Source organism: Microcoleus sp. Pol12B4 (genome assembly GCF_036701385.1).
Classification (GTDB): Bacteria; Cyanobacteriota; Cyanobacteriia; order Cyanobacteriales; family Microcoleaceae; genus Microcoleus.
The window spans coordinates 1-21,151 of the sequence record NZ_JAUBQR010000113.1 but is presented as its reverse complement, the minus strand read 5'-3'; the positions used below and the strand labels follow the sequence as shown (position 1 = coordinate 21,151).

General features: G+C 45.9%; 21 protein-coding genes and 2 pseudogenes. 14 read left to right on the top strand and 9 right to left on the bottom strand.

Features of this window, described 5'->3' with window-relative positions:
• Together QUA38_RS16460 and QUA38_RS16455 are read left to right on the top strand one after the other, a co-directional pair.
• Positions 1-237: pseudogene (locus QUA38_RS16460) on the top strand (bifunctional 5,10-methylene-tetrahydrofolate dehydrogenase/5,10-methylene-tetrahydrofolate cyclohydrolase); the annotation flags it as partial.
• 73 nt (positions 238-310) lie between these two features.
• The gene (locus QUA38_RS16455; protein ID WP_333163462.1) at positions 311-1,099 is read left to right on the top strand and encodes a calcium-binding protein; all 789 of its coding nucleotides are present in this window, start codon (positions 311-313) and stop codon (positions 1,097-1,099) included.
• A 509-nt stretch (positions 1,100-1,608) separates the two neighbouring features.
• Here the strand turns inward: QUA38_RS16455 and QUA38_RS16450 are convergent.
• The 6 genes from QUA38_RS16450 to ndhC all read right to left on the bottom strand — a co-directional run bounded on the left by QUA38_RS16450 (position 1,609) and on the right by ndhC (position 6,919).
• Positions 1,609-1,815: a DUF4926 domain-containing protein gene (locus tag QUA38_RS16450; RefSeq protein ID WP_333163460.1), complete on the bottom strand. Its 207-nt coding sequence runs from the start codon at positions 1,813-1,815 to the stop codon at positions 1,609-1,611.
• A gap of 260 nt (positions 1,816-2,075) precedes the next feature.
• Complete coding sequence (locus QUA38_RS16445) at positions 2,076-3,455, bottom strand: class I SAM-dependent methyltransferase (RefSeq protein WP_333163458.1); 1,380 nt, start codon at positions 3,453-3,455, stop codon at positions 2,076-2,078.
• Between the two features lie 201 nt (positions 3,456-3,656).
• Positions 3,657-5,195 (bottom strand): hypothetical protein, encoded by a 1,539-nt coding sequence (locus QUA38_RS16440; protein ID WP_333163456.1) that lies wholly within the window; start codon positions 5,193-5,195, stop codon positions 3,657-3,659.
• A 152-nt stretch (positions 5,196-5,347) separates the two neighbouring features.
• Entirely contained in the window at positions 5,348-5,851 is a 504-nt protein-coding gene (locus QUA38_RS16435) for an NAD(P)H-quinone oxidoreductase subunit J (RefSeq protein WP_172190238.1), read from the bottom strand.
• Positions 5,844-6,566, bottom strand: coding sequence for a photosynthetic/respiratory NAD(P)H-quinone oxidoreductase subunit K (ndhK, locus tag QUA38_RS16430; RefSeq protein ID WP_333163454.1), 723 nt, complete (start codon positions 6,564-6,566; stop codon positions 5,844-5,846). The genes QUA38_RS16435 and ndhK overlap by 8 nt, the downstream gene beginning before the upstream one ends.
• Positions 6,557-6,919 (bottom strand): photosynthetic/respiratory NAD(P)H-quinone oxidoreductase subunit C, encoded by a 363-nt coding sequence (gene ndhC / locus QUA38_RS16425; RefSeq protein WP_006635500.1) that lies wholly within the window; start codon positions 6,917-6,919, stop codon positions 6,557-6,559. Before ndhC ends, ndhK begins: the two co-directional genes overlap by 10 nt.
• A gap of 162 nt (positions 6,920-7,081) precedes the next feature.
• Between ndhC and QUA38_RS16420 the strand changes: the two genes are divergently transcribed.
• From QUA38_RS16420 to QUA38_RS16385, 8 genes are all read left to right on the top strand, one after another.
• Positions 7,082-7,417: a rubredoxin gene (locus QUA38_RS16420; protein WP_333070731.1), complete on the top strand. Its 336-nt coding sequence runs from the start codon at positions 7,082-7,084 to the stop codon at positions 7,415-7,417.
• Positions 7,404-8,417 carry a photosynthesis system II assembly factor Ycf48 gene (locus tag QUA38_RS16415; RefSeq protein ID WP_333070732.1) on the top strand — a complete coding sequence of 338 codons (1,014 nt, stop codon included), beginning with the start codon at positions 7,404-7,406 and terminating at the stop codon, positions 8,415-8,417. The genes QUA38_RS16420 and QUA38_RS16415 overlap by 14 nt, the downstream gene beginning before the upstream one ends.
• A 56-nt stretch (positions 8,418-8,473) precedes the next feature.
• Positions 8,474-8,722 (top strand): cytochrome b559 subunit alpha, encoded by a 249-nt coding sequence (gene psbE, locus QUA38_RS16410; protein ID WP_333146115.1) that lies wholly within the window; start codon positions 8,474-8,476, stop codon positions 8,720-8,722.
• A 20-nt stretch (positions 8,723-8,742) separates the two neighbouring features.
• On the top strand, positions 8,743-8,880 hold the full coding sequence (gene psbF, locus QUA38_RS16405; RefSeq protein WP_006635504.1) for a cytochrome b559 subunit beta: 138 nt from the start codon (positions 8,743-8,745) through the stop codon (positions 8,878-8,880).
• A gap of 9 nt (positions 8,881-8,889) precedes the next feature.
• Positions 8,890-9,012, top strand: a complete 123-nt coding sequence (locus tag QUA38_RS16400) for a photosystem II reaction center protein L (RefSeq protein ID WP_015176850.1) — start codon at positions 8,890-8,892, stop codon at positions 9,010-9,012.
• 69 nt (positions 9,013-9,081) lie between these two features.
• A complete protein-coding gene (locus tag QUA38_RS16395; RefSeq protein ID WP_006635506.1) occupies positions 9,082-9,204 on the top strand; it encodes a photosystem II reaction center protein J in 123 nt (40 codons plus the stop codon).
• A gap of 336 nt (positions 9,205-9,540) precedes the next feature.
• Positions 9,541-11,793, top strand: coding sequence for a transglycosylase domain-containing protein (locus QUA38_RS16390; protein WP_333163451.1), 2,253 nt, complete (start codon positions 9,541-9,543; stop codon positions 11,791-11,793).
• 483 nt (positions 11,794-12,276) lie between these two features.
• Complete coding sequence (locus tag QUA38_RS16385) at positions 12,277-12,435, top strand: hypothetical protein (protein WP_333163449.1); 159 nt, start codon at positions 12,277-12,279, stop codon at positions 12,433-12,435.
• Between the two features lie 88 nt (positions 12,436-12,523).
• Here the strand turns inward: QUA38_RS16385 and QUA38_RS16380 are convergent.
• A pseudogene (locus QUA38_RS16380) lies at positions 12,524-12,658 on the bottom strand (glycosyltransferase family 2 protein); the annotation flags it as partial.
• 63 nt (positions 12,659-12,721) lie between these two features.
• A complete protein-coding gene (locus tag QUA38_RS16375; RefSeq protein ID WP_333163447.1) occupies positions 12,722-13,267 on the bottom strand; it encodes a phosphatase domain-containing putative toxin in 546 nt (181 codons plus the stop codon).
• A 57-nt stretch (positions 13,268-13,324) separates the two neighbouring features.
• Between QUA38_RS16375 and QUA38_RS16370 the strand changes: the two genes are divergently transcribed.
• Entirely contained in the window at positions 13,325-13,963 is a 639-nt protein-coding gene (locus tag QUA38_RS16370; RefSeq protein ID WP_333163445.1) for a pentapeptide repeat-containing protein, read from the top strand.
• Between the two features lie 97 nt (positions 13,964-14,060).
• Here QUA38_RS16370 and QUA38_RS16365 read toward each other — a convergent pair whose 3' ends face one another.
• Positions 14,061-15,125, bottom strand: coding sequence for a TIGR03032 family protein (locus tag QUA38_RS16365; RefSeq protein WP_333163464.1), 1,065 nt, complete (start codon positions 15,123-15,125; stop codon positions 14,061-14,063).
• A 476-nt stretch (positions 15,126-15,601) separates the two neighbouring features.
• Between QUA38_RS16365 and QUA38_RS16360 the strand changes: the two genes are divergently transcribed.
• From QUA38_RS16360 to QUA38_RS16350, 3 genes are all read left to right on the top strand, one after another.
• A complete protein-coding gene (locus QUA38_RS16360; RefSeq protein WP_333163444.1) occupies positions 15,602-15,751 on the top strand; it encodes a hypothetical protein in 150 nt (49 codons plus the stop codon).
• A 36-nt stretch (positions 15,752-15,787) separates the two neighbouring features.
• The gene (locus QUA38_RS16355) at positions 15,788-16,117 is read left to right on the top strand and encodes a hypothetical protein (RefSeq protein WP_333163442.1); all 330 of its coding nucleotides are present in this window, start codon (positions 15,788-15,790) and stop codon (positions 16,115-16,117) included.
• 409 nt (positions 16,118-16,526) lie between these two features.
• A partial coding sequence (locus tag QUA38_RS16350; protein ID WP_333163440.1) for a DUF4347 domain-containing protein occupies positions 16,527-21,151 on the top strand: 4,625 nt, incomplete at its 3' end.

The following is a 21,151-nucleotide window of genomic DNA, read 5'->3' as shown; positions in this document are numbered from 1 at the left end:
CGCACAGAAATGATTACAGCTAATATGGTTAAACCCGGATCAGTAGTAATTGATGTCGGTATCAACCGCGTCGTCAATCCAGACGGTACGAGTCGTTTAGCCGGAGATGTAAACTTTGATGCTGTTAAAACAGTAGCCGAATTTATCACCCCTGTGCCGGGAGGAATCGGGCCGATGACTGTTGCAATGCTTTTGGAAAATACCGTTTCAAGTTATATTGAATACGGTTCTAATTGAATTATGACCCACTTGTGAGCCAGTATTGGCTCAAGTAGGGTTAGTAATCGACCAACACACAGAGATTTTAGCTATGGCTTTAAAACCGGATGCGTCAGGCACCTTACGCTTAATTGGCGACAACACCTCGGAATTGATTCAACTTTTTCCTGGAGACCTAACGAATTTTCCTTTAGGATCTTGGGCGCTCTATGGCGACGATACAGTAAATGGCTCAGGGGCTAGCGAGTTAATCCTGGGAAATGAAGGGGAAGATATTCTCATAGGTTTTTCAGGCAATGATTCTCTATTTGGGGGAAAAGGAAAAGATGGCCTGTATGGACAGGAGGGAAATGACTCCCTCAGTGGTGGTCTAGAGGCTGATTGGCTTCTTGGAGACGCTGGCGATGATATTTTATTTGGGGGGAAAGGCAATGATTTGTTATCCGGCACAGATGGGAATAACACTCTGGTTGGGGGCTTGGGCAGAGACTTCTTAGAGAGTGGGGTTGGCAATAATTTATGCGTTCTGGAAATAGATTCTGCCACTACAGATATCAATTCTAGCGATATAATCGAAAGTTTTGATCCTGATTTAGATCGCATTGGATTAGCGAGTGACTTAACGGTCAATGATATAGTGTTGGAGCCTGTACAGAATGTGGCATTAACATATAGGTTCGATGGGCCGCAAGCTATACTGCAAGATGTGGCCGACGAATTTAGCGGATCTGCTTCAGGAACTCAACTCAGAGCCGGAATTAGCGGAGTTTATTCAGGAACTCTCATCAGAGTCAGGAATTCTAACGGGATTTTAGGTTTTGTAGAGGATGTAACCCCTAATGAACTTCAAAGCAGGATTGTTTCCATTCAGGGTTTCTAAGTTCAGGACAATCACTGCTGGACTGAGAAACTTACAGCGTATTCCAGGTTTATGAAGTACACCCAGAAACCGGGTTTCTTTACAGTTCTCACATCATTACTAATTCTGTTGCTCGAAACCCGGTTTCTCGCGATCTACATTTACATGAAATATGCTGGATCATACAGCATATTTCATAAATATATGGTATCGGCTCAATAAATAGGGGGAGCAATTCTTCTAGTGGCCAAGACAAGCCCAAGGGATGAAGAGAAGATTTTTCGCGAATAATAGGGGAGAGAGAGGGAATGATTCCAAGTGGAGAAATTCGTATCCGCTCAATAATTCGGGGCGGACTACCCACTCAGGAACAATTTTGCGTCATTTGATGTGCATCGTTGAGCGATTTACGCCCGGTTATTGAGTGGATACTCACTTATCAACCTGAAATCCAATTTTTTATAAAGTCCCCAAGTTATTGGGCTGCGTATGCTGTAACCATTTCGGGTTTGATATCAGGTGATGCTGGCTCAAAATACAACACCATTATTTGCTCTCTTCTGCAGCCCGACAGATTCATAAGTACGTCCATTGCGATCGCTAAATTCAACCTCAAACGCTGCACTATCAGCCAACAGTTCAACCACAGTCCCAACTTGTCCACGCCACAGGTTGTATTCAGGAAGGTCAACTGTCAATGCAACGACATCTAGTAATTTAATTGTATTCTTTGCCACTCTTATTAGCTCCACGCACTACAGAGGATAGTAGGTTGTTAATCAGCGCTATCAGAGGGCTTAGCCAGTCTCTAATCTGTAGGGTGCGTCGCTGTAAGATTTTCAATGGAACTTGCAGATTGTAGATGGCGACGCACCTTACCCTATTAGAAACCGAATAAGGAATTTGGAAGGATATCACAATTTTTTACGTATTCTCTCAAAAATAGCAGCCTACATTCTCCCAGAACAAGTCAATATTTAGCTGTATCCATCTGCTTTTATCTGCGTGCATCTGCGGTTAAATATTCCAAATCTGCCAGCAGTGACAGATTCAGACAATTTAAGACACTGGATTTGATCGGACGCTTTTCATCCCAAAATACCATCGATGAATAAAAGTTAATTGCTGAGGATGAATTTAAAAGCTCAAAAGTTTGACGTGCAACTCTCTCGCTATCAAAGCTGAGAAAGTAAACAGTATCATCAAGAATCGCAGGTTTATTAGCTATTTCACCGATTAACCTAAAATCTAATTTTTTATAAAGCCCGCAAATTTCTATCTTCCAAAATTTGAAGCTATAATCGCCAACCCCAAAAATAGAAAAGCGAGGATTGTGCTGATAAATTTTGCTTTTGCGATTGTCTAGATATTGTCCCCAATCCTGCAGATAGCGCCAGGTTTTAGGAGCTATCTGGCTGATAGGTTCGGTTGGCTCGCCAATAAATTTTTGAGTTACTAAAATATAGCGGTTTGTGCCATTAATTCGATTTTGAGCAACATCCGATCCTTTAAGTAGCGGAAATAGATAAGTTTCCTCAAGCTCGACAGATCCCCCAAATCCATTGACAAACAAATTATCAATTTTACGAAACTCCATCACATTCGAGCAGTCATGCTTGACGCCCGATCGCCATTTCGTTCCTGAATTTACAGCATATAAATTACTCAATTTATTGAAAGAGTCTATATCCTTAATCAGGAGATTTTTTTGATATCCGATTCGGTGGCATTCTGAACTGTGTAAACTGCTAAATACATCGCAGAAGTAGTTTTGCGAGCTTGAGTCAAACTTGCAGAATAACAAACAGGCATCAACATTTGCATCAAAATACTTTTTAGCATCTATTTTGTAAGTTGCACAGCTAGCGAGATTAAGTTTTTTTGAATGAATGTAACTCAATAACTTTCGGGCCACGGAAGTCTTGCAAAGCATTGCCAGAGTGGCGTCACGATTTTGCAACCATTGTATCGCATGGATCAGCATCCATTCTGAGATATCGAAGTTACTTTTACCTGTTAGTGCATCTAAGCCAGTGTGCTTTTTAAAATTACTTTTTTGAGGCAAGTTTTCACTGCTAATAGTTCCTTGTTGTGAGTTTGTTACCCAAGGAAAGTTGCCAAGTACCAGCACCATATGATTAAATTGGTTGATTAATGATGTCCAGTCAAACTCAAAAAAATCTCCGTGCTTAACCTCACATCTTTCATCCTGTAACAATTCATGCTTAGCTATTAATTCTCTTAAATAACTTTGATTGATTTCAACCCCGATAATCTTGCTGGCGGATGGAAACGAATTTGCAGCAGCTTTAATGAAATTACCTATCCCGCAAGTTGGCTCAATGATGACTTTGGGGTTAACATCAAGTTCTATCAATTTCCGACACACCATCTCGGCTAATTCCAGCGGTGTCTGAAAATCCCCGTATTCTAGTTTTGTTTTGCGATCGTTGGAACTCATCGGTTAGATTTATAAACTATGAATTACAACTTACAATACTCCGGACAGTTTTTGAGATCGAGGCTGAAACCCTCATTCTACCGTTAGCATTCGACCTCACTGAGAAGGCTGAAACCCTCATTCTGCCGTTAGTGATTGAAAACTGTCCGGACTATTGAACTTACTATTGAAGAAATAACTTAGTTCCAACCACATTTCGCCATTACTCCAAAACAAGAATTTACCGGGATAGCTAAAGCTAACAGCTAAAACCTCAGCAATATCTTCATGATAAACGAAATTTAATTCACATTCCAAGGATCTAATCTTAGTTACGAGTATCGTATCGATAAAACAAAGTCTACTGATAAGTTCTAAGTAAAAATCTTCCGTTTTTTCCCAATCATTTAATTCCTCTATGCCTGAAGCTCCTAAAGATGCTTGAACGAAATAAACTAAATCATTATAATCTTTTAATAAACTTGTCCCATCAGGTTTTTTTCTTAGCTCTTTTATGATCTCCTCTAGTTCTTTTATGCTCTCCTCTAGTTGAGCTATTCTTGCAAGTAGCTTTTTTATGATATTCTCTAGTTGAGATATTTTTGCAAGCAGCCGATTAATTTCCTCGTCCGGAGTTATTATTATTTTATCCGGATCTACTATTATAATTCTCCAACTATCAATTTCTTCTCGTAGCTCTTTTATGCTCTCTTCTTGTTGAGCTATTTTTGCAAGCAGCCGATTAATTTCCTCATCCGGAGTTGTAATTCTCAAACTCTCAATTTCTTGCTGAAGAAGTGCAACTCTACTTTTCTCGTCCTTAAGCTGTAGCTCTAAACTTATTTTGGCTTTTTCTAGCTCTCTGGCATTCTCTTCTAGTTGCTTAACTTGTGTTTCTAATTGACGTGAATTGGAGTTTAATGAATTTAACTCATAAAGCTTTCTTTCTAATTGGGTTTTTTCTTGCTCTAGCTGGTTATTATCTATCTCTAAAGGTTGAATTCGGTCTAGTTCTCGTCTTATTTCTGACTCTAAAGAGTTTTGGCTAGCTCGGAGTTGTAGATTATCTTGTGTCAATCTAGTATTATTATCTTTAACTTGATTTAAGTCTCTTCTCAGAACGTCTATTTCTTGCTGTAAATCCGTATTTGTTTTAATGAGAGATTGATTTAGGGCTATGACTTCATTAAGCTGTCTAGTAACCTCTTGAACTTTCTCGATTAAAAATTCCCACGTTATAAACTCTATATCTTGACTACTGAGAGAACCACCCAATTCTTGAATAAGAACTTTTTTATGACCTTCTAGTTCTTCAACTTTTTGTTCAAAGTAAATATTTTCAATACGAAGATTTGTTGAAATTTTCCTTACTTCCTCTCTTTCGCTCTCAACGCTTGCTAACTGTTGTTGTAGCTTGTGAACCGTCTGCTTCAAAGAATTGTTCTCAGTAGTAGCTGCCTTGAGTTCTGCCTCTGTTTGCTTAAATCTTGCAAGGATTTGAACTATAAAGGCGGTAAATAGGTTATTTCCTTGTTGTAACTGCTTGTTTATTTGCCTAAGCTCAACTGTCTGTGCTTTGAGCTGGTTATCATTCGGTTTGTTCTTACCCCTGCGAAGTTGCAGGTAAATTATTACGATACTTAGTAAAGCTATTAAACCCGCAGTTTCGTAAACCATACGAATAATTTTGTGAAAATTGCGTTTTTGGACATCGGTTCCCAGGCAGAGCCTAGCAAGCCGTTAATTTAAAAAACAGAGGGCGAGTTTCGCATAAAAATCAACTTTTAAAGTCCAATTTTATGCTCTAAACCCGCCCTCGCAAAACTCCCTTAATAAGCGTCTTGCAATTCGTAAAAATCAGGGGAAATGTAATCCTTCCGCAGCGGCCAGCCTACCCAATCTTCGTTCATCAAAATCCGTTTCAGATTCGGATGTCCTTCATAGACTATGCCGTACATATCGTAGGATTCCCGCTCTTGAAAGTCGGCTGCTTTCCAAATCCAGTAGACTGATGGCACTCTGGGATCTTCGCGGGGTACGAATACTTTGACGCGGACTTCTTCAGGCTTGGAAGCATTATCTGTCAGTTTAACCAAGTGGTAGACGCTGACTAAATCTTGTCCCGGCCCTTGGTCGTAGGCGCACTGGCACTGCATATAATTAAACCCGTAGGCATACAGTGCTGTTGACATCGGAATTAAGAATTCTCGATCGACCTTTAATATCTCCACGCCCAAATTATCGGCCGCTAAAGCTTCGTGTTCAAAGCCATTTTGAGTCAACCACTGGGAAACCTTCCCGGCTTCAACAATTGCAGATTCTGTCTCAGCCACGGTTTACCTCCTGTTTTTGTCCTGCAAGCAGGGCCGGCGGTACTGGCATTCCCATTGCTTCTGTCAATTCCTTCGGCGGCGCCATCCGGCCCGGAACTGACAAGTATTTGCCGTCCAAAATATCGTCTACTACTTTCATTTTGTGGGGTCTGGTGTAGTAGCGGTGGGTGGGCTGCAAGTTGCCGCGTTCTTGCATCGAATCGTTGGCGATTTTTTTCCGCAGTTTGATAATTGCGTCAATAATCGCTTCTGGGCGGGGGGGACAGCCGGGGATGTACACGTCTACCGGAATCAGTTTGTCAACGCCTCTGACTGCTGTGGGGGAATCCATGCTGAACATTCCGCCGGTGATAGTGCAAGCGCCCATCGCGATAACGTACTTGGGTTCCGGCATTTGTTCGTACAGCCGCACCAAGATGGGGGCGTACTTCATGGTAATTGTGCCGGCGGTGATGATCAAGTCGGCTTGCCGGGGGCTCGATCGCGGTACTAAGCCGAATCTGTCGAAGTCAAAGCGCGATCCGATCAAAGCTGCAAATTCGATGAAGCAGCAGGCTGTGCCGAAAAGCAGCGGCCACAGGCTCGAAAGTCTCGCCCAATTGTAGAGGTCATCCACTGTTGTCAAGATGACGTTCTCTGAGAGTTGCGATGTAACTTCCGGGCGCTCGACTGGGTTGATCAGCGCTTTTTGTGATTTGTCAGAACTTAAGACCATTCCAAGGCTCCTTTGCGCCATGCATAGACAAGAGCAATAACGAGGATCGTGATAAAAAACAAGGCTTCGATGAAAGCCAACAGTCCTAGCTGGTTGAAAGCAACCGCCCAAGGATAGAGGAAGACGGTCTCTACGTCGAAGATGACGAAGACTAGCGCGAACATATAATATCTGATGTTGAACTGAATCCAAGCTCCGCCGATCGGCTCTACGCCGGATTCGTAGGTAGTGCGTCGGTCGTAGGGACGACTTTTCGGGCGCAGTACCTTAGACGCGGTGAGGGCGAGGATAGGGACTAGGCTGGAAATTAACAGGAAGCCTAAGAAATACTCGTAGCCGCTGAGTGCAAACACGGTGAATAATTACTGCCTAGGTGAAAGGGTTCTGTAACTTGTCTGTTACATTATATAGATTTTGGGTAGCTAAAATTACGAGTTAGTTGAGATTAATCCTCCATCTTCTGCAATAATTTTTAATGTATATTTTAAGATTAGCTTACCTACTCTTTTTGAGCTATGAGCGATCGAGCCACTGAAACCAAAACCCTCGATCGGCACGAGTGCCGCGCCTGCGGCTACGTCTACGATCCGAAAAAAGGGAATCCTAAAAATGACATTGCCCCTGGCACGGCTTTTGAAGATTTGCCCCAAACTTGGGTCTGTCCCGTTTGCGGGGCGCGCAAGTCGGTGTTTCAAAATCTCGGTCAGATGGAAGGGGTATCGGGATTTAAGGCAAATCAGCGCTACGGTGTCGGTGTCAACGGCATGACCGAAGGTCAGAAAAGTTTGCTGATTTTTGGCGGCTTGGTCGTTGGTTTCTTGTTGTTACTTAGTATGTATGGTTTGCAGTAAAACGATTGTGAGATTTTGGCAACGAATTGTAATGTTATTGGCCGCTGCGCTCATCTGTACGAGTTGCAGCACCATCGGTTCTGTGAGTTACAACCCCTGGCAAGTGATTTCGTTGCCGACGGAAGCTAATTTGCAGGATATTGCCTTTACGGGCAATCCTCAGCACGGCTGGGTTGTGGGTTCTGAGGCGACTCTGCTCGAAACCCTTGACGGTGGCACTAGCTGGAAGTCTATAGCACTGGATATCGACGATCCTCGATCGCGTTTTGCGTCGGTGAGTTTTTCGGGTTCCGAAGGCTGGATTGTCGGCCAGCCTTCTGTTTTGCTCCACACGAACGATGAGGGCAAGTCTTGGACGCGGATTGCTTTGAGCAGTCAGTTGCCAGGTTCTCCGAGTACGATCGCGGCTTTGGGCCCCAATTCCGCCGAGATGACGACCGATGTTGGGGCGATTTACCGGACTTCTGACGGCGGCAAAAATTGGAAAGCTGTCGTCCAGGATTCTTTTGGGGTAGTTCGCAATATCAACCGTTCTGAAGACGGGCAGTATGTTGCGGTTTCCTCGAAGGGAAATTTCTACTCGGTGTGGAAACCCGGACAAGAAGCTTGGGAACCTCACAACCGCAATAGTTCTCGCCGCCTGCAAAATATGGGCTTTACCAAGGACGGGCGTTTGTGGATGCTCGCCCGTGGTGGTCAGATTCAGTTTAGCGACCCGTCCAATCCTGAAGGTTGGGGAAAACCGTTTTTTCCCGATCGCAAGGCTAGTTGGGGTTTGCTCGACATGGCTTACCGGACTGATAATGAAGTTTGGGTAGCCGGCGGCGGCGGCAATTTGCTGTGCAGTTTGGACGGCGGAAAAACTTGGCTAAAAGACCGCGAAGTTGAAGATGTTCCCGCTAATTTTTACAGGATTGTCTTTATGGGCCCCGATCGCGGATTTGTGATCGGCGCGAGCGGTACTTTACTTAAATATCAAGGTTCAGCGCAAGCTGCTTGATAGTAGAATAGTAATAGAGATTGTCTGTCAATTTGTTGTTGAAAGGAGGATTCTAAATGGCTGGTACAACTGGAGAACGTCCGTTTGGGGACATTATTACAAGTATCCGTTATTGGGTAATTCACAGCATCACCATTCCGGCTTTGTTTATTGCTGGATGGCTGTTTGTGCAAACGGGTTTGGCTTACGATGCTTTCGGAACTCCTCGCCCTAACCAGTATTTCACACAGCAGCGGGAAGAAGTGCCGATTATCTCGGATCGCTTTGAAGCTAAGAAACAAGTAGATCAGTTCATTGCCAAGTAATTTAACAAGGATTTGGAAAAATGACGAGCAGAACCCCAAATAATGAGCCAATTTCGTATCCGATTTTTACGGTGCGCTGGTTGGCAGTTCATACTTTAGGTGTCCCAACAATTTTCTTTTTGGGCGCGATCGCAGCAATGCAATTTATTCAACGATAGGAGTTTACAATGCCTGAGCGCGTTCCTAATCCCAACGAGCAGCCTGTTGAGTTAAACCGGACTTCTTTGTATTTGGGTTTGTTGCTGATTTTTGTTTTGGGTATTTTGTTTTCCAGTTATTTCTTTAATTAACTGGTGTCAAAGTTGGCTTTCGATAGTTCCATCGAATGTGTTTAGCTGTAAATTAGTGAGGTGATGGCTATGTTTAGTGAAAGTGGCAGAATTCCTTTGTGGCTGGTAGCTACTGTTGCAGGCCTCGGTGTTCTGAGCATTGTGAGTCTTTTCTTCTACGGTGCTTATGCCGGTTTGGGTTCTTCGATGTAAGGAGAATCAAGCTGATTTTCGGCTTTTAACCCCCCTTTTTCAAGGGGGGTTTTAATTATGCAAAGTTTATTGGTAAATCTGGGATAAATGTTATCGAAAGTTTTGATTTTTTGGCAAGTTTATAATAATTTAATTTTCTGGTGAGAGCGGGATTTTTTGTGGTTGAATGGAGTTTTGCTCAAGAAACAGTTGGCCTTGCGGGTTCGCCCATAACCCCAAAATTGATCGCCACTAGCCGAAGATCGCCTCAGAGTATGACCCGATCGTGAAAATAGCCAAAAGTTGCGAGTAGAATGGTGCAAGAGCCGATCGCTCGATCGTAGTGCACAGCGAAATATGACCCCACCGCCGCCGCCCCGCAAACCTCAAACCGTCTTGGGTGCGATTACCCAAGCAGTCCAGACTATTGCCAAGGTTAATTTTAACCAGCTAGCGCTGAAACCGAATGCCAAAGTACCCGAACTGTGGGTGCAGGATGCGGGTGCAGCTAAAGCTGAGGTTTATCCGCTGTTGGGCGATCGATATTTGTTAGGTCGATCGTCCAAATCTTCAGATATTGTGGTTCGCAATCCTGTTGTCAGTCACCTGCACTTATCCCTGTCGCGGGATACTCGGCGGCGAACTCCTTTTGTGATCAAAGACGAAGACTCTACCAACGGCATTTACTGCGGCAAAAGGCGAGTTAAAAGTATGTCCCTGCGTCACGGAGACGTGTTCACTTTAGGGCCGCCCGAACTCGCCGCGGCCGTCCGAATTCAGTACGTAGATCCGCCGCCTTGGTATTTGGAACTTGTGCGTTACAGCTTTTACGGCGTCAGCGGCATCACCGCTTTGATTGCCGTGTTGGTAGGCATGGAATCGACAAAGTTTCAAGTGCGACCTCTGCCGAGAAGTATCAACGGACCCGTGATTGTTTACGCCCGCGACGGGCAAACTCCGCTGCGTCCTCCTCAGAATAATGCTCACTTAGAATTAAAGCAATTGCAGGATTTTTCGCCTTATTTATCCAAGGCGGTACTTGCTTCAGAAGACAGCCGCTACAATTGGCATTTGGGGGTAGATCCGCTGGGCGTTTTGCGAGCACTTTTAACTAATGTTCGCGGGGGCGGAATTCGAGAAGGTGGCAGCACTCTGACGCAGCAGTTGGCGAGGAGTTTGTTTAGAGATTATGTGGGAACTCAAGATTCGGCGGGACGCAAGTTGCGGGAAGCTGTAGTGGCTTTTAAACTGGAGAGTTATTACAGCAAAGATGAGCTGTTGCTGACTTATTTGAATCGCGTGTTTTTGGGAATTGACCTTTACGGTTTTGAGGATGCGTCTCGATTTTATTTTGGCAAGTCGGCGAAGGATTTAACTTTGTCAGAGGCCGCGACCTTGGCGGGCATTTTGCCTGCGCCAAACAGTTTTAATCCGATTCAAAATTATCAGTTGGCGGTGCAGTACCGCGATCGGGTAATCGAACGGATGCGGGCACTGGGGACGGTTTCTCAGGAAGAAGCCGATCGCGCGAGGCGATCGCGAATTGAGATCAATCCCAAAGCCCGCCAATATCTGGAAAGTACGATCGCTCCTTATTTCTACAGTTATGTATTTGACGAATTGGAGTTTTTGCTGGGGGAGCAGTTAGCCAGAGAAGGCAATTTTATTGTAGAAACAGGTTTGAATCCCGGCCTGCAAAAGTTGGCGGAAAGTTCCCTCAGAAATGCTGTTGAAAATGCGGGAGCCAGTGCAGGTTTTTCTCAAGGAGCCGTGGTAACTCTCAATAGTACAACCGGGGAAGTCTTAGCTTTAGTTGGGGGCGTAGATTATTTGAAAAGTCAGTTTAATCGGGCTACCCAAGCTTTGAGACAGCCCGGTTCTACATTTAAGATTTTCACCTATGCAGCCGCCCTGGAACAGGGAATCTCACCCGATAAAACTTATTCTTGCGCCCCCCTTTCTTGGGGCGGACAAAGTTACAGTGGCTGCGAAAGAACCAGCGGTAGTGCGGATATGTATCGGGGTTTAGCACAGTCGGAAAATGCAGTGGCTTTGAGAATAGCACAAGATGTCGGTTTAGACAATGTAGTGGGAATTGCCAGACGTTTGGGAATTACTTCTGAACTGCGTTATAACCCGGGTTTAGTATTAGGTGAAAGTGAAGTTAATGTGTTGCAGTTAACTGGTGCTTTCGGGGTTTTGGCCAATCGGGGTTTGGGAAATCGTCCCCACGTAATTAAGCGAATTATTGACAGCAGCGATTGCAAAGATAGAAATGATTTTAAAAGTTGCCGGGTGATTTATGACTATCAAAAAGATGGCATTGCCAATCGGCAGTTAGTTTCGGAAGCCGTAGCGGATACGATGACTGATATGCTGCAAGGCGTTGTGCGGGGAGGTACGGGTAGCAGTGCTGCTTTGGGGTTGGGAGAAGCTGGAAAAACAGGCACAACTAATGATAATAGAGATTTGTGGTTTGTCGGTTATATTCCGAGTCAGCAACTGGTGACAGGAGTTTGGTTGGGAAATGATGATAATTCTCCGACTGCCGGAGGTAGTGCAAATGCTGCTCAGTTGTGGGGGGAGTATATGCGGCAGGTGGCGCGTTGAGTGGATGCGGGGATGGGATGAATTTTGATACGGCATTGAAATATCCAATTTAAATGCGGTAAAGCTTGTTAACTCAATCTCCGAATCCTAAACGCAGAACCCATGAAAAACAGATGCTGCGATTGTTTTTCTAAGAGGGTGCGCCAGCTAACAATCCCCGCGAGCAATGACATCCATACGTTATTGATTCCCAGGCTGATGAAGGTTAACTGAGCGAGAATGTTTTCAGGGCTTGGGTTGTTCGTCTCCAAAACGATCGCACATATTTTCGTTGGTCTATCGTGTGCAGTACAATAAAGGCCAGGAAAGTATAAGCAATCCAGAAATGTAAATCTCCTGCAAAATTTACAACCGCTGTATTTTTAGGAAAGATACAGCTTATTCCAGGTTTATGAAGTACATCTACATTGAATATGCTGTATCTTTGTCTTAAAAGCTGGCCAAGGATTTGACCGAATTGCTGATTTTACCATCGGTCAAGACTTGATTGGATTAACAGGTGGTTTGAGTTTGAGTCAGTTAGAAATAACTCAAAATACTCAGGGAACTCTCATCAAGAATCTCTTGACAGGAGAAGAGTTAGGTGTGATGATTGGAGTGAGTGCCAATGCGATTACATCCGCTCATTTCCGGTTGATTTAAAAAATTAAGAAAAGTATGATCGCCCATTCGATAAAAAAGATCGATCGCACTTCTACCAATTTTAAAAGGTCTAGCAAAAATTTAACGATTATTCATACTTTCTGCCGCGCCACTGAGTAAGCTGATTTAAAGCAGAAATGAGAATTCGCAAAAACGCCAGCGGATCGGCTAACGGTGACAGCCAAAACACCCATTTTTTCGATACCTGAGTTCGAGCGTAGGAAGCCGAGTCTTTTAAATCTTTTAGGACTTACGCAATTGGCACATATATATAGTTGCTATAGTGCTATGTATCATTTCTCGCAGCAAGGCGACAATCATCTAAGACAGCATTAAGTTCTTCAACGACTAGCCAGGGGTTTCGACCTTTCAAACAAGCTACGATCGCTGCTTCATAGGGATTTCTGCCAGTTTTTTTTACTGCTGCGATCGCCTGTTTGTTAGACAATCCCCGCCCGCTGACCAACCAAGCAGCCAAAACCTGTCCTGTACGTCCGATCCCCCCAGAACAGTGAACTACCACCCGTTCGCCTTTGCTATTGGCAGATTCCAAGAACGGCAATATGCGATCGATTAAAATATCGCGCTCGACCAATTCAAAGTCTGCAATCGGCGCCCAGCAAACTCGATCACACCCAAATATTTTCCGATATGTTCCCAGTAAATCAGTGTAGCGGATGAGTTGGGTCTGAGCCAGCAAGCAGCAAACTTGCTTGATATTATGCCCCTGCATAAATTCAATCCACCGAGCAACTTCTGCATCGCGGTATCCTGGTCTGGCTGCACCAAACACAATTAATTCATTCTCTGAAGCCGCAGCGAATTTGTGCATACTGTTTTCAATATTTTTACCTATAATTAAGAAAGACGCACAAATCCTGAATCTACAGTGAAAAACAACAGCTCGATCGGTTTAATGAACTGGCTGCAACCCAAACCAGAAACCGTTTTGTTATGCGACTCAATTGCAGCAGCTTCGGACATGGCATTCATGCTCAACGGTGAGTGGGATGGGTGCAATAGTTTGGTGCTCTCTAAATCCGACAAAGTAGCAATTGAAGCAGCCGCTAGTTTGCTGGAGACATCGTGGTGCTACCAAAATACTTGCGAACCAGTTTTAATTCGGCTGGGAGTTGACGAATTGCTGCGCCGTTATGCGATTGGAGACAGGTTTTTTATTAATGCTAACTTGCGATGCGCGCAATTGAGCCAACTTTGCTTGGAAAACATTGATTTGAGTTATGCTAAATTGAACTTGGCTAACTTCAGTGGCACTAATTTAAGCAAAGCCAACTTAATGGCTACACAGATGCAATCCGCAAACTTGAGTTGCAGCAATTTGAGTAAATCGCAACTTGTGAGGGCGAATTTATCAGGAGCAAATTTATCTGATGCTAATCTCAGAGGTGCAGATTTGAGTTATGCAGATTTAAGCAATGTTTGTTTAACAGGTGCGGATTTAAGAGGTGCAAATTTAGCGAGAACAGACTTAAGAAAAACAAGCTTAGATGGGGCGATTTTTGAGTAATACCAAATCCCGCTTAAATACTTTCTCTCACACCCTCTGCGTACATCCTGTCAACATTTATCTGCGTTAATTCGCGTACATCTGCCCATATCTGCGGTTAAAGTTCCAAAGTAATTAACTGAGCAATTTCGTCAGTCTGAAAACCCAACGCCATCGGCTTTTGCACTGTCGCAATCATTTGCACATCATAGAGTTCTGTGACAATTCCTTCAAACCGCAACCAGTGAACGATCGCCCCAGTAGTCAAATCAATCACCATCATACCACAGCGAGCCTCAGCATCCTTTGCTACCAACAACTCATCCAATTCTAAACCGCTAAAAGTATTGTCACCACCCCTCGGTTTCGAGAGTCCAACAATTGCCCAATTTTGCCAAAATGCCAGTCCTCGGACATATCCCGGACAAAACGCAATTGCCTCAAATTTCCCTGTCTCTAAATCCACATAACCAAATTCTCCCCGCCCCGAATTCAGCAACCACAATTTGTCTTGATACCAGCGCGGTGAGTGCGGCATTGACAATCCTGTGACGATAATATCATTAGATTCAATATCAATAACTATACCGCCGTTTTTTCGGCGATCGCGCCAGCCATCCACCACATCCGACTGACTCGATGCTGTGACATATTTCGCTTCTCCTTCTACCATTGCCAAACCGTTGAGGTGACAGCGGTCTTCATTTATATATTGTGAGATAAATTGCGGTTTCCAGAGAGGTTTGCAACTGTGGCGATCGCTCACTGTAGCGATACAATTAAACAAAGTGCTAATAAAAATGATTTGATTATTTTTATCGACTGCGATATCGTGAATGTCGATATCTCCTGTAGTATAGCCGATTCTTGGTATATATAATTTATCGTATCCTTGGTATAAATTCCCGGCTTCTAAGACATTATCTAATTGCCAGAGTTGATATTTTGAACTTAAATAAAGGCGTTCCGGCGTGCAGTAAAGCCCCATTGCCCGATCGAATATTCGCCAAAAAGCCGATATTCTGTTAGTTTCTGGTGCAGCACCTATTAACATTAACCTGCTGGTTTGATAGGTGGTGCAAGCAAGGCTGATTTGTTGTTGGCTTAACCAAAATGGAAAATCGCGATCGCCAAAAATCTCGTGTTCGGAGACTGTATTGAAAGTAGCTTGTTCGTTATTCATAGAATCTAGAGGCATATCTTTATGTATCCACAATATAGCGCGATCGTAATTCCCTCGCCTTGCGGGTTTTATCGATCCTACTTGACCAAACTCAACATTCATCTGCGTCCATAGCACGTACATCCGCCACCCTCTGCGGTTAAAATTCCCAAGTAATTTTGTCCTCATGCCAAAGATCCGACTTTTCCGACTTTACAGAGGCAGGGGCCCGAAGCAATGATAGAGATAGGGAAAGTCAACCCACTATGTCTAGATTGTAAAGATATCGTAAATCTGGATGTTGTGTGGCGAAATGTTAAATAAAAATATGCTAAAAAAAATATGTCTTTAGTATGATACATTTAGGTAGCATCTAAGTTCTACCAACCCATTCCCACGCGAGGCCACTGAAAGCCCACTTCCTATCAGGACTACCCCGATCAGCCTCTACTTTACTGGCTGCACTACTACAACAAAATCCCCGGTTTCACGCAGCTATGACTAGCCCCGTCGGGGGTTTAGTGGAGAGAATGCTGGAAGCCATGAGCAAAGACAATGAGTTTTCCACGTTTATTTCTCTGGAACAAAAAGGGGCACTGATTCTCAGTATTTTTTCTGCCTATTACCACCCGCAAGCTGACCAATAAATCATCTTCGACACCAATCGTCTTTGGTGTAGCAAATTGCCCTTAATTCGGGAAGTATTTCCTGAAGCAAAAGTCATCTGCTGCGTCAGAAATATCGCCTGGATTATGGACAGCATCGAGCTACTGATTCGGCGTAACGCTTTTGATGTTTCCCGGTTATTTAATAATCCAGCGGAACGGGCTACAGTCTACAGTCGCACCCAGGCATTAAGTCAAGGTTCGCGTTTAGTTGGGTATGCCTATAACGCTCTTAAAGAAGCTTTTTACAGCAAACAGAGTGCATTTATTCTATTGGTAGATTACGAGCTATTAACTATAGGAACGGCTAAAACGATGTCGCTAATTTATCAATTTCTGGGCGAATAGCCTTTTGAGCATAATTTCGAGAATGTTCAATATCAAGAGCCAGAATTTGATAATAAGCTCAAAACACAAGGGTTACATCAAGTGCGTGCCTAAGTCGAGTTTAAACCGAGAAAAACGATTTTACCCCCCGACTTGTTTGAGCGATTTGATAGCTTATCTTTTTGGACAGAGGCAACAAATAGTTGTGCCAGCGCTATTGTAGCGAAGCCACAGTCCGGCAGGGGTTTCAACCCCCGGCGGACTTGGCGGGCTCACAGCTTAAGTTGACACCAATTGGCACGGTGCCGTGTCCTGACTGTGGGTAATATCAATTCCAATGTCACCGGATTTGAGATTAAGCTTTGATGCGGGGGTTTCAACCCCTGCCGGACTTAAATGTAAACGATAGATATAAAGGATTGCAGCAATTATGAATTTATCAACCCCGAACAAGCAAATTATTTTCGTTGACCCCTCTGTACAGAATTATCAAAACTTGATCGAGGGCGCAGATGCTAACGCCAAAATAGTCATTTTAGATGACAAGCGTAGTGGCCTTGAACAAATTACAAAAGCATTGGCTAGTGAAAGTGGCATTGAAGCTGTTCATGTAGTTTCTCACGGCAACCAAGGCAGTTTAAAACTCGGTGCCGAGGTACTTAATGAGAAGGATCTAGGAAATTTCAGTCAAAAGCTAAAACAGTGGGGACAAGCCCTCACCCAAAACGCCGATATTCTATTGTATGGATGCTCCATCGCCAAAGGAGAAGCCGGACTAAAATTTGTCAAACACTTCAGCGAACTAACAGGAGCCAACATCGCCGCCTCAGCCCACCCCACTGGCAGTGCCCAATTAGGAGGAGACTGGAACCTAGAAGTACAAATCGGGGATATTTCCACCCCAATAGCATTTAACGCCAAGGCCCTCAAAACCTACAGCGGCGTACTAGGCTTGGCCCCTAAAGTTGACTTCCCAACTGGCAATAGCCCCCAATCCGTCAGCATCGGCGACATCAACGGCGACGGCAAACCGGACTTAGCAGTGGCGAACTACGGCAGCACCAGCGCCTCCATCCTGCTCAACACCACCACCACCGGAGCCACCACCCCCACTTTCGCCACCAAAGTTGACTTTACTACTGGCGTTGCGCCCATCTCCGTCAGCATCGGCGACTTCAACGGCGACGGCAAACCAGACTTAGCAACGGCGAACAAGCACGGCCCCGAGAGCGCCTCTATCCTGCTCAACACCACCACCACTGGAGCCACCACCCCCACTTTCGCCACCAAAGTTGACTTTACTACTGGCCCTAACCCCTACTCCGTCAGCATCGGCGACATCAACGGGGACGGCAAACCAGACTTAGCTGTAGCGAACGCCTTCAGCAACACCGCCTCCATCCTGCTCAACACCACCGCCACCAACGCCACTACCCCCACTTTCGCCACCAAAGTTGACTTCCCAACTGGCGCTAGGGCCTACTCCGTCAGCATCGGCGACATCAACGGGGACGGAAAACCCGACTTAGCTGTGGGGTTAGGTCAGGTGTTAAACAGTGGCGGCTCAGGCATCTCCATCCTGCTGAACACCACCGCTACCGGAGCCACCACCCCCACCTTCGCCACCAACGTTGACTTCACAACTGGCGGTTTCCCCAGATCAGTCAGCATCGGCGACTTCAACGGGGACGGGAAACCGGACTTAGCGACGGACAGCAGCGGCAGCAACACCGCCTCCATCCTGCTCAACACCACCGCCACCAACGCCACCACCCCCACTTTCGCCACCAATGTTGACTTCACAACTGGCACTACCCCCATGTCCGTCAGCATCGGCGACATCAACGGGGACGGAAAACCGGACTTAGCATTGGCGAACCGCAACAGCGCCAGCGCCTCTATCCTGCTCAACACCACAGCCACCAACGCCACCACCCCCACTTTCGCCACCAAAGTTGACTTCACAACTGGCACTACCCCCTACTCCGTCAGCATCGGCGACATCAACGGGGACGGAAAACCTGACTTAGCAACGACGAACCAAAACGGCAGCAACACCGCCTCCATCCTGCTCAACACCACCCCCAAAGTTACTGCTGTCACCGCCACCACCCCTGACGGCAGCTACGGTGTAGGTTCTACCATCGCCATCACCGTCACCTTCGATGCTGCTGTCACCGTCACTGGTACACCTCAACTGCAACTAGAAACAGGTACAACTGACAAATTTGCCAACTACGTTTCTGGTAGCGGCGGTACTGTACTCACCTTCAACTATGTAGTGCAAGACGGAGACACTTCCCTCGACTTAGAATACGCCACCACCGCCCTCACCCTCAACGGCGGCACCATTCAAGATAGTTTGACTGCGAATGCTGATTTAACCCTCCCCGCCCTAGCCACAGCCAACTCCCTCGGCGGTAGCAAAGCCATAGTTATCGATGCTCTCAACGACCAACCGGCTTTCACCGCCACCAGCCCAGCGGCAGTCAACGAAGATGCTGGGGAACAAACATTAACAAGTTGGGCTACCTTCAACCCCGGCCCTGGCAATGAAGCCGCCCAAACGGCCACCTACACCGTCAGCAACATCGGCAACGGCGCTTTATTCTCCGGCGCGCCCACTATAAACAACGCCAATGGCAACCTCACTTACACACCCGCCCCCAAGGCCTTCGGCACCTCCACCTTTGACGTGCGAGTCCAAGACAACGGTGGCATTGTTAACGGCGGCGTCGATACCTCGACTACCCAAACCTTCACCATTACCGTTAATGGCATTAACGACCAACCCAGCTTCAGCAATTCCGGCAACCAAACCCTAGCCACCTCGACAAATACCCTCCAAACCGTTCCTAGCTGGGCTAGTGCCTTCAACTTCGGCCCCAACGAAGCGGGCCAAGCCGTCAACGACTTTCTCGTTAACATCACAAACGGCAACAGCTTATTCACCGCCCTCCCCGATGTCGCCAACGACGGCACCCTCACCTACACCCCCAACAGCAACCCCGGCACCGCCACCATACAAGTCCAACTCCAAGACAACGGCGGCACTGCCAACGGCGGCGTAGACACTTCCACAGCATCCAGCTTTACCATCACCATCCCCGCGCCCACCGTCAACCTCTCAGTTAGCCCCACCACCGGCACGGAAGCCGGAACCACCAGCATCACCGTCACCGCCACCGCCGCCGCACCTGTAGCAGGCAACCAAACCGTTGACCTCGCCTTAACAGGAGTTGCCACCGCCGCCGACTTCACCGGCACCATTCCCACCCAAATAACCATCGCCGATGGGGCAAGCAGCGGACAAGTCACCTTCACCATTACCGACGACCAAATCGCCGAAATTGACGAAACTGCCAACCTAACTATTAGCAACCCATCGGCAGGCATTCAATTAGGAACTACCACCACAGGTAGTTTCACCATCACCGACAATGACACCGCTGGATTTGATCTCCTCCCGATTAGCGGCAATACCAGCGAATTCGCTGGTATTGCCACCTTTGACATCCGCTTAACCAGCCAACCCACAGCCGATGTCACCCTTGGCTTAACCAGCAACAACACAGCAGAAGGCACGGTTTTACCTGCTAACCTCACCTTTAATTCCACCAATTGGAACGCTTACCAAACTGCCACCATCACCGGAGTAGACGATGCGGTGGCTGACGGTGATATTGCCTACCAAATTATCACCGCTGCCGATACCACCACCGCCGACACACACTATAACAATCTCAACCCAGCAGATGTCACTGTCACCAACACAGACAACGATATCCCTGGCGTTACCCTCACTCAATCTGCTGGCAGTACCGAAGTAACAGAAGGGGGAATTACAGATACTTATACCCTACAATTGAACACCCTCCCCACCAGCAATGTTAACGTTACTGTGACGGCGGATACTCAAGCACAGGTTAGCCTAGATGGAACGAATTTTGCTGCCACGCAAACTTTAACCTTCACAAATGTTAATGGCCAAACTCCTCAAACTGTCACCGTTCGTGCTGTTGATGACACCCTACCAGAAAACAACCATACAGGTGCAATAACCCACGCTATTACCAACAGTACCGATCCCAATTATCCAACAACATTGGCGATCGGCCCTGTGAATCCACAGATTACCGATAACGATATTACTTACAGCATCGTCGGCAGTACCGCCACTGTGACTGAGGGAGATAGCGGCACTCAAGTGGTAAGTTTCACCATTACCCGCACCGGAGAAACCAACCAAAGTAGCAGCATTGATTTTAGTTTTGGGGGAACAGCAACCAATGCCGTAGATTACAATAACGCCAATGTTACCGGAACCGGAGTCACTGCTACTGGTAGTACAGTTACTTTTGCTGCCAATGCTACCATAGCAACAATCGCAGTGCCCGTTGTGGGCGATCGAATTACCGAACCTAACGAAACTCTAGCACTCACTCTGAGCAACGCCACTGCCCCAGGAACTGCTAACATTATTGGTTCTCCAATAACCACCACAATTCAAGACGATGATACTGCGGGAATTTCTATCAATCCCACTGCCGGATTAACAACCACAGAAGCGGGGGGTACGGCTACTTTTACAGTAGTTCTAGATAGCCAGCCTACAGCCGATGTGACTATTGGGATGACTTCCGATAAAACGGCTGAAGGGACTGTAGATAAACCGAGTTTAACTTTTACATCGGCTAACTGGAATACTCCCCAAACCGTCACCGTTACGGGAGTAGATGACTTTGTAGTAGATGGGAACGCTGCTTACAACATTGTCACTGCTGCTACCAGTACCGATACTAATTACAGTGGTGTTAATGCGGATGATGTCGCAGTTACTAATACTGATAATGACACCAAAGGCATTACGATCACTCCCATCACTGGATTAACAACGACAGAAGCCGGGAGTACGGCTACTTTTACGGTAGTTCTAGATAGCCAGCCTACAGCCGATGTGTCAATCGGGATGACTTCCGATAATACGGCTGAAGGTACTGTAGATAAACCGAGTTTAACCTTCACGAATGCTAACTGGAATACTCCCCAAACCGT

Coding starts and splice junctions, on each gene's coding strand:
- QUA38_RS16395 (WP_006635506.1), top strand. CDS start 9,082: ATGTTTAGTGAAAGTGGCAGAATTCCTTTGTGGCTGGTAGCTACTGTT.
- QUA38_RS16455 (WP_333163462.1), top strand. CDS start 311: ATGGCTTTAAAACCGGATGCGTCAGGCACCTTACGCTTAATTGGCGAC.
- QUA38_RS16360 (WP_333163444.1), top strand. CDS start 15,602: ATGACTAGCCCCGTCGGGGGTTTAGTGGAGAGAATGCTGGAAGCCATG.
- psbF (WP_006635504.1), top strand. CDS start 8,743: ATGACGAGCAGAACCCCAAATAATGAGCCAATTTCGTATCCGATTTTT.
- QUA38_RS16365 (WP_333163464.1), bottom strand. CDS start 15,125: ATGAATAACGAACAAGCTACTTTCAATACAGTCTCCGAACACGAGATT.
- QUA38_RS16400 (WP_015176850.1), top strand. CDS start 8,890: ATGCCTGAGCGCGTTCCTAATCCCAACGAGCAGCCTGTTGAGTTAAAC.
- QUA38_RS16375 (WP_333163447.1), bottom strand. CDS start 13,267: ATGCACAAATTCGCTGCGGCTTCAGAGAATGAATTAATTGTGTTTGGT.
- ndhK (WP_333163454.1), bottom strand. CDS start 6,566: ATGGTCTTAAGTTCTGACAAATCACAAAAAGCGCTGATCAACCCAGTC.
- QUA38_RS16440 (WP_333163456.1), bottom strand. CDS start 5,195: ATGGTTTACGAAACTGCGGGTTTAATAGCTTTACTAAGTATCGTAATA.
- QUA38_RS16420 (WP_333070731.1), top strand. CDS start 7,082: ATGAGCGATCGAGCCACTGAAACCAAAACCCTCGATCGGCACGAGTGC.
- QUA38_RS16415 (WP_333070732.1), top strand. CDS start 7,404: ATGGTTTGCAGTAAAACGATTGTGAGATTTTGGCAACGAATTGTAATG.
- psbE (WP_333146115.1), top strand. CDS start 8,474: ATGGCTGGTACAACTGGAGAACGTCCGTTTGGGGACATTATTACAAGT.
- QUA38_RS16390 (WP_333163451.1), top strand. CDS start 9,541: ATGACCCCACCGCCGCCGCCCCGCAAACCTCAAACCGTCTTGGGTGCG.